The 8,188-nt window shown below is 50.6% G+C and carries 8 protein-coding genes; 3 read left to right on the top strand and 5 right to left on the bottom strand.

The window, feature by feature from the left end; genetic code table 11:
* Positions 1-95: 95 nt before the first annotated feature.
* The 3 genes from A918_RS0113070 to A918_RS20435 form a co-directional block, all read right to left on the bottom strand.
* Positions 96-575: an Lrp/AsnC family transcriptional regulator gene (locus A918_RS0113070; protein WP_022711499.1), complete on the bottom strand. Its 480-nt coding sequence runs from the start codon at positions 573-575 to the stop codon at positions 96-98.
* Between the two features lie 118 nt (positions 576-693).
* Positions 694-1,356: a uracil-DNA glycosylase family protein gene (locus A918_RS0113065; RefSeq protein ID WP_022711498.1), complete on the bottom strand. Its 663-nt coding sequence runs from the start codon at positions 1,354-1,356 to the stop codon at positions 694-696.
* A gap of 132 nt (positions 1,357-1,488) precedes the next feature.
* A complete protein-coding gene (locus A918_RS20435; RefSeq protein WP_245257329.1) occupies positions 1,489-1,995 on the bottom strand; it encodes a thermonuclease family protein in 507 nt (168 codons plus the stop codon).
* Between the two features lie 813 nt (positions 1,996-2,808).
* On the opposite strand from A918_RS20435, the gene A918_RS0113055 reads away from it, so the two are divergent.
* The gene (locus A918_RS0113055; protein ID WP_022711496.1) at positions 2,809-3,555 is read left to right on the top strand and encodes a tetratricopeptide repeat protein; all 747 of its coding nucleotides are present in this window, start codon (positions 2,809-2,811) and stop codon (positions 3,553-3,555) included.
* A gap of 102 nt (positions 3,556-3,657) precedes the next feature.
* Here A918_RS0113055 and xth read toward each other — a convergent pair whose 3' ends face one another.
* Complete coding sequence (xth, locus tag A918_RS0113050; RefSeq protein WP_033316116.1) at positions 3,658-4,437, bottom strand: exodeoxyribonuclease III; 780 nt, start codon at positions 4,435-4,437, stop codon at positions 3,658-3,660.
* Positions 4,438-4,516: 79 nt separating this feature from the next.
* Complete coding sequence (gene erpA / locus A918_RS0113045; protein ID WP_022711494.1) at positions 4,517-4,843, bottom strand: iron-sulfur cluster insertion protein ErpA; 327 nt, start codon at positions 4,841-4,843, stop codon at positions 4,517-4,519.
* A gap of 266 nt (positions 4,844-5,109) precedes the next feature.
* Between erpA and A918_RS0113040 the strand changes: the two genes are divergently transcribed.
* On the top strand, positions 5,110-6,309 hold the full coding sequence (locus A918_RS0113040; RefSeq protein WP_156831442.1) for a deoxyguanosinetriphosphate triphosphohydrolase: 1,200 nt from the start codon (positions 5,110-5,112) through the stop codon (positions 6,307-6,309).
* 128 nt (positions 6,310-6,437) lie between these two features.
* On the top strand, positions 6,438-8,188 hold a 1,751-nt coding region (gene argS / locus A918_RS0113035), incomplete at its 3' end, for an arginine--tRNA ligase (RefSeq protein ID WP_022711492.1).

Raw genomic sequence — 8,188 nt, 5'->3', positions numbered from 1 at the left:
GGCCATTTTTTGTGGAGCCAGGCATTTCCTTTTGGAGTTGTAATACGGGAAATGCTCTGTCTGTTTCTATGTTGCTTCATCGTTTGGGGATGGGTTTAGTTGCCGTCTTTATCCAGCACCATATAATCCAGCGGCAGTTCTGTCGTATATTTGATCTGCTCCATCGCAAAAGATGAAGAAACATTGCGGATCTCGATTTTGCTGATCAGGCGCTTGTAGAAAGCGTCATAGGCGGCAATGTCCGGCACGACAACGCGCAGCAGATAATCGATATCGCCGCTCATACGGTAGAATTCCACCACTTCCGGAAATTCCTGCACGACTTCAGCAAAACGCTTCAGCCATTCATGGCTGTGAGAGCTGGTGCGCACCGAAACAAAGACTGTGACGCGGGCATTGATCTTAACCGGATCAAGCACAGCGACGCGGCGTTTGATAATGCCGTCTTCTTCCAGTTTCTGAATACGGCGCCAGCACGGAGTGGTGGACAGGCCAACTTTTTTGGCAATATCTGCTACTGCCAGCGTTGCATCTTCCTGCAACAGACGGAGAATTTTTCTGTCAAGTCTGTCCATTTTGCCTCACATTAAGCGCCGAATTGTATAATTTTGAAACTATATACCTTATGGATGAGCGCGCGATTAAACGCGAAGAATATAATACTATCAAATTGCATTAAGTTAGAAATTATTTTTATCTCGACAATAAAGGCCGGATTTTTTGACGAAGCACCGGCAAAAGCTCGTTTTCAAACCACGGATTACGTTTCAGCCAGCCGCTGTTTCGCCATGACGGATGCGGCAGCGGCAGCACGGCAGAGCCGTCATTCTGATTGCTCTCGATAAAGCGCCGCCAGTTTTTCACAGTCTCGGTCATATTGAGCGGTTTTTGCTGTGCCTGTAAATATTCGCGATAACTCGGATTGCGGGTGAGATGATATGCCTGCGCATGGCTGCCAATGGCAATAATCAGCTCGATTTGCGGCATGAGATCAAACAGCCGGTCATGCCATGTCAGGCGACATTCACGGCGCGGGGGCAGGTCGCCGCCATGCTTGTCATAGCCCGGAAAGCAGAAACCCATGGGAATGATCGCAAAGCGCTCTGCGTCATAAAACTCTTCCGGCGTCACATCGAGCCATTGGCGCAACCGCACACCGGAGGGGTCGTTAAACGGAATGCCGGTATTATGCACACGGATACCCGGTGCCTGACCGCATATGGCAATTCTGGCTGTCGGGGAGGAGATGCATACCGGCCTTGGCTCATGATCCAGCGGGCGTGGACCAAGCGGTTGATCGCGGCAAATTCTGCAGTCATTGATCTGATTTTGCAGCGTCTGCAATGCCGTTGCCATATTACTGATTGCTCCGGTTGCGCTCATTCTAGAGCGTGTCGCACTTAAGTGTATTCATGTCACTCGCTCTAGAGTCTTTGTTGGTCGCATTATCACGGCCGTCAAGTTGGTCCAACTTGACTGTGAAATGCTCTAGCGTGACTGATTTTCCCGCCGCCATTTGCCGGGGCGTTCAAATTCCCCCGCCCATAATCCGCGTTTATTCTTGCGTGCCTGTGCTTCCTCACGCTGATAAAGGCCATAGGAAACTGCCCAGCCTTGCTCGACCATGGTGCGATTGAGATCAGTCTCTCCGGCCTTGCAGAAGGCAAGGATGCGGTCATACTGATCTCGTCCGTCCGCTGTGCAGGTAACAGTCTGATTGCCGATCAGGCGGCGTAATTCCGCAGTCGCATTGCGCCCGCAGCTATAATCTTTATCGTCTATACTGCAATTCTGTTGGGTTTCCGGCGTATCCATGCCTTTCAGCCTTATGCGCTGCCCCTGTATGGCAATTGTATCACCATCGTAAATATGCAGGCTGCCGCCGCGACCGCTCAGTTGCGCAGGCAAGGTTTTATTCTTGTCTGCACGAACAGGCTGACGCGGCTGATTGTTGCCGGAAACAGTTTCTGCCCATTGCGGCATAAAGGTCTGCATCAAAGCATATATACCCAGTAACAGCAGTGCAGTCACAATCCCTGACCGGCGAAGGAAGGAATAGGGTTTGCGATAGTGCCTGCGATTGCTGCGGCGCTGCGGCTGTCGTCTGTAAGGTTGAGGTCTGCGCCCCGAAGCAGATGGTTTCATAAGGCGGACTATAAGGTGCTGTTGCCTGAAGAAAAGAGGATTATCGCAAGCACGGCTGAAATCGTATCTGCATCTCTGCTGACACACAGAGAATCGATTCTGGATAGCGATTCTTCAGAAAATCCTGCTTCTCTATAAAACCAAGATTTATAACCACTTGCTTAACTATATTTCGCAACGGGATGACAACTATGACGCTCTGAAACCGGATTGTTTCGTGGTTTTGAGGGGGCAATTTTATATATCAGCGTAAATTTGTGTTGTTTTGGTAACAGTATTTACCTTTCAGCCGCGCTAAGGTTCACGGAGACGAACTTGGCCTATTTCCCGCCATAAATGCGGAGCACCGATAGGAGGCAGGCAAAGTTTAGTCCTGACAAAATGTGAAACAATCTTTGCCCTTCATTGAGGTCGGTAATTGCAGAATTATAGTTTTTCTCAAAAAAATCCGCAGGTTAGCGTGCAGTTTTGCATTATGACTTCAGGTGCGGGCTCTGCTGAAGGAAATCTGTTTAGCCGACTTTATTCACAGGTCGCAATCTTGCCTGAAAAAATGGCTAGTTTTTCTCATCTTGTTAACTTGTCCTTTACCAAAGTTATTTTGGCAAACGATAATGAAAGAATGCTGTCGTGATCGGGTCGTTTAAGAAAATCGCGTATTCTGTGTGTGGAGCCGGTGTTGCACTCTATCTGGTGTGCAGCAGCGCGTTTGCTTTTGATATTCCGGACAATGCGGAAAAGAAGAGCAATCCGTTTGAGGTTTTCAAATTCGGGGTATCCGCCTTTAAGAACGGCCATAAGGATGAAGCGCTGAAAGCTCTGCGCTATGCGGCAGATCAGGGACATCCGGGCGCGAACTGGAAACTGGCGAGCATGTATGCTCAGGGCGACGGTGTTCCGGAAAATGATTACGAAGCCTATAAAATTTTTGAAAAAATCGTCCATGAAGGCGCAGAGCCGGGTTCGCAGAACGAATCTTATGTGGCCGGTGCACTGGTGCAGATGGCGCGCTATCTCAAGCGCGGTATTCCCGGCACTCCTGTAAATTCCAATCCCGATATGGCCCGTGATCTCTATGTGCAGGCCGCATCCAATTTTGGCGACTCGACAGCACAATATGAGCTTGGCGCTATGCTGCTCAAAGGTGACGGGGTAGAGAAGAACAAAACGCAGGCTGCACGATGGTTTCAGCTGGCTGCCAGAAAAGGCAACGCCAATGCGCAGGCTATGCTTGGTAATATGCTATTTCAGGCCGGTAAGACTGTTCGCGGCCTTGCGATGCTGACGGCAGCTTTTGAGCGTTGTTCGGATCAGGATTGCGAATGGATCCGTGCTATGCAGGAACAGGCGTTTTCGGTTGCCGGTGAGGCTGACCGCCGTAATGCGATTGCACTCGTCGGCCAGCACTAGCACTTGTTTGTTTTACTCTGAGTAGAAATAGTTGTGCAGGCACCGCAACTTAGCAAAATGATTCAGGTTGCGGCGCTATGATCTTAAAATTATTGAATAATTTCAGCAGTTAAGCTGAATAACAACCGGCACATGGTCGGACGGTTTGTCCCATGCGCGTGTGTGTTTCTCGATTTCCGCACCATCCAGCAGATTGGCAGCTTCCGGCGACAGCATCAGATGGTCGATGCGGATGCCGTTATTTTTCTGCCATGCACCGGCCTGATAATCCCAGAATGAGAACATCTGCTCATCGCTGACATTGCGGATCGCATCGTAAAAACCGAGATTTTCCAGACGACGGAATGCCTGTTTGCTCTGGGGCAGGAACAGCGCGTCATTCACCCAGTTTTCCGGATGTTTGGCATCAATCGGCTGCGGGATGATATTATAGTCACCGGCGAGCACCAGCGGTTCTTCCAGTTCCAGACGGGTTTTCGCCCAGTCTTCCAGACGCTGCATCCAGCCGAGCTTGTAAGGGTATTTTTCTGTATCAACCGGATTGCCGTTTGGCAGATAGAGCGAAACAACACGGATCACACCTTTTTCAGTGGTGAAAACGGCTTCGATAAAACGTGCCTGCTCATCGCTGTCGTCACCTGGTAACCCGCGATTGACTTCAACCGGCGAGACCTTCGAGAGAATGGCAACGCCGTTAAAGCCTTTCTGACCGTGGGTTTCTACGTGATAGCCAAGGGCTTCGATCTCGAGCCGCGGAAATAAGTCATCAACGGATTTGATTTCCTGCAGACAGGCCACATCCGGCTGGCATTCCTGCAACCAGTGCAGCAGATTTTCGATACGTGCTTTGACACCGTTAATGTTCCATGTGGCAATTTTCAAAGACGTATCCCCGTAGTGAGTTTTATAAAAAATCTGCCGCATTTCAGATCATGCGGCAGCTATTCATGGCAGAAACCGGTCAGATTGCGAAACTGACACCGCAGCCGCAGGATGACGTGACATTCGGATTGTTGATCTGGAAGGACTGTCCCATCAGATCGTCAATGAAATCAATAACCGAACCGTCAATATAAGGCACGGAAATGCTGTCGATCAGCACTTTGGCACCGTCTTTTTCAATAATCAGATCATCATCATTGGTATCGCTGACAAGATCGAATTTGTAGGAAAAGCCTGAGCAACCGCCGCCCTCAACGGAAATACGCAGGGCTGATTTGTCGGCTTGCTTTTGCAGAATTTTGATAATGCGTTTGGCCGCCGCATCCGATACGGAAATGTCCGTCATAATAGTCACCTTAAAATCATGGGCGGTTCAAGTTCCGCACAGGATATATGTTGATAGGACTATAATATAGGTCAGCAGGGCAGAGGGCGCAATCTCCTGTCACAAGTCATTTGCCCTAAAGTTTTATACTGCACTGCATATCAAACCTGTTATTTTGCACTGCAATCATGATAATGCAGCAGAGTGCAATTGTTGCGAAGGGCCTGATGTGCTTTGCGCAATGTTACAGATTTTTGGTTGATGAAACACAAATCATAACAGGAAGAATGATGGACAGTATTGGTTTCGGCTATCGTGAACGTGCTCCTTATGCATGCGACCCTGCGCAAACGCGCGGACGCTTGGTGCATGAGACCGAGAGCCGAACACGCACGCCTTATCAGCGTGACCGCGACCGTATTATCCATTCGACGGCTTTCCGACGATTAAAGCACAAGACACAGGTGTTTATCGCCCATGAAGGCGACCATTATCGTACAAGGCTGACCCATACGATTGAGGTGGCGCAGATCGCCCGTGCTTTGGCGCGTGCATTGCGGCTGGATGAAGATCTGGCAGAAGCCGTGGCGCTGGTGCATGATTTCGGCCATACGCCGTTTGGTCATACGGGCGAAGATGCTCTGAATGAGAAAATGGCAGACTATGGCGGCTTTGATCATAATGCGCAGTCGCTGCGTATCGTGACATTGCTGGAAAAGCGCTATGCGGAATTTGACGGTCTCAACCTGTCATGGGAAACGCTGGAAGGGCTGGTTAAACATAACGGCCCGCTGACGGGCCCGTATTCGGATGGTGAGCCGGTTCCGGGGTCGATCCTCAAATATAATGAGCGTTTTGATCTGGAGCTGTCAGGCTTTGCCAGTCTTGAAGCGCAATGTGCGGCCATTGCCGATGATATTGCCTATAATGCGCATGATATTGACGATGGTCTGCGCTCCGGTCTGCTCACACTGGAGCAATTGGAGGAAGTACCGCTGACACGCGACATCCTGCAGGAAGTGCAGCGCCTTTATCCGAAGCTCGATCCGGTGCGTCGTGGCCATGAGCTGATGCGCCGGCAGATCACGCGCATGGTTGAGGATGTGATCTCTCATGCGCAAGAGCAGATCAAAAAATTCAATCCGCAGAGTGTGGCTGATGTGCGCTCGGCCAGTGAGATGATGGTCGGATTTTCGCCGGATATGGCGATTGCCGAGAAAACCTTGAAGAAGTTTCTCTACCGGAATCTCTATTTCAACGCGCAGGTCGTGCCGATCCGTAAAAATGCCGATCAGGTCGTGAAAGACCTGTTTGACGCCTATATGACGGCGCCGGATGCGATGCCTGCCGACTGGCGGGCAGGGATTGCCGGTAACGAGACTTCGGCCTTTGCGCGCCAGATTGCGGATTTCCTTGCAGGCATGACTGATAATTATGCCGTGCGTGAACACCGACGATTGTTTGACCATACGCCCGACTTGGCTTAAACGGGCTGCAAAATTGCCATTTCTGACTGTGTGATTTGCGAGGCGCTGAGCTTCCCCATTGCATGACGTTCAATTGATTGAATGTGAATTGCGGCTTGTTCCGCATTTATGTTCCGACAGGACAGATTATGAATATCTTTGCTGATTTCGACGTTAAAATTAAAAAGACACTGCAAGATCTTGGTTTGAAAGACAAAGACGGTGGTGAGCTGGATGTTTCCCGTGTTGGTGTTGAGCCGCCGCGTGATGCTACACATGGTGATATTTCCACCAATGCGGCCATGGTGCTCTCCAAGGCGGTTGGCAGCAATCCGCGTGAACTGGCAGCCAAAATTGCTGAAGCGCTGAAAGGCGATGCGGATGTTGCATCCGTTGATGTGGCGGGCCCGGGCTTTATCAATCTGCGTCTGAATGATGATTACTGGCAGCGTCAGCTGGGCGTTATGCTGGCAGAAGGCACCGATTACGGCCGTTCAAAAATGGGCGGTATGCGCAAGGTCAATGTGGAATATGTTTCCGCTAACCCGACCGGTCCGATGCATGTCGGCCATTGCCGTGGCGCGGTTGTCGGCGATGTGCTGGCCAATCTGCTGAAATTTGCCGGTTATGACGTAACCAAAGAATATTACATCAATGATGCCGGTGCGCAGATTGATGTTGTCGCCAAATCCGTGATGCTGCGTTACCGCGAAGCACTGGGCGAAGATATTGGTGAAATTCCTGCCGGTCTCTATCCGGGTGATTATCTGGTGCCGCTTGGTCAGGCATTGGCCAAGGAATTTGGCTCATCGCTGCTGGAAAAGCCGGAAGAAGAAGTTCTGCCGCTGATTAAAGACCGTTCGATTGATGCCATGATGGCGCTGATCCGTGATGATCTGGCCTCCCTCAATGTGCATCATGACCTGTTCTTCTCCGAGCGCAGCCTGCATGCTGACCATGCCAAGCTGATCCGCACCGCCATCAATGATCTGACGCTCAAAGGCCATGTCTATAAAGGCAAGCTGCCGCCGCCAAAAGGCCAGCTGCCGGATGACTGGGAAGATCGTGAGCAGACATTGCTGCGTTCGACCGAAGTTGGCGATGATATGGATCGTGCGCTGGTTAAGTCTGACGGCAGCTTCACTTATTTTGCTGCGGATGTTGCTTATTTCAAAAACAAGTTCGATCGCGGCTTTGAGGAAATGATCTATGTCCTCGGTGCGGATCATGGCGGCTATATCAAACGTCTGGAAGCGGTGGCCAAGGCTGTTGCTGAAGGCAAGGCTGAGCTGACAGTGCTGATCTGCCAGATGGTCAAGCTGTTCCGTGATGGCGAGCCGGTGCGTATGTCCAAGCGTTCAGGCCAGTTTATTACGCTGCGCGATGTAGTGGATGAAGTTGGTTCCGATGCTGTGCGTTTCATGATGCTTTACCGCAAAAATGATGCGTCGCTTGATTTCGATTTTGCCAAGGTGACGGAACAGTCCAAAGACAATCCGGTATTCTACGTGCAATATGCGTCTGCACGTGCGAACTCGGTTTTCCGTCAGGCGAAAGAGCAGCTTGGTCTGGAAAAAATCGAGCGTGAAGAGGCGGCAAAACACCTGTCTCTGCTCACGGATGAGAGCGAAGTGGCGCTGGTGCGTAAGCTCGCGGAATATCCGCGTCTGATTGAGACTGCGGCCATTCATCAGGAGCCGCACAGGCTCGCATTTTACCTCTATGACCTCGCAAGTGCGTTCCATTCTCAGTGGAATCGTGGCTCGGACAACCCGGACTTACGTTTTATTAAGGTTAACGATACAAACTTGTCACTTGCCAGGTTAGGGCTGGTGCAGGTTGTTTCTGATGTCTTGGTATCCGGATTGTCGATTATCGGCGCGGATGCTCCGACAGAAAT

Origin of the sequence: Pseudochrobactrum sp. AO18b (assembly GCF_000409565.1) — a bacterium.
GTDB lineage: Bacteria > Pseudomonadota > Alphaproteobacteria > Rhizobiales > Rhizobiaceae > Pseudochrobactrum > Pseudochrobactrum saccharolyticum.
Note: the sequence above shows the minus strand (reverse complement) of the source record. Positions and strands in the feature narration are given on the sequence as shown.

Coding starts and splice junctions, on each gene's coding strand:
- A918_RS0113070 (WP_022711499.1), bottom strand. CDS start 575: ATGGACAGACTTGACAGAAAAATTCTCCGTCTGTTGCAGGAAGATGCA.
- A918_RS0113040 (WP_156831442.1), top strand. CDS start 5,110: ATGATGGACAGTATTGGTTTCGGCTATCGTGAACGTGCTCCTTATGCA.
- A918_RS20435 (WP_245257329.1), bottom strand. CDS start 1,995: ATGCAGACCTTTATGCCGCAATGGGCAGAAACTGTTTCCGGCAACAAT.
- A918_RS0113065 (WP_022711498.1), bottom strand. CDS start 1,356: ATGGCAACGGCATTGCAGACGCTGCAAAATCAGATCAATGACTGCAGA.
- erpA (WP_022711494.1), bottom strand. CDS start 4,843: ATGACGGACATTTCCGTATCGGATGCGGCGGCCAAACGCATTATCAAA.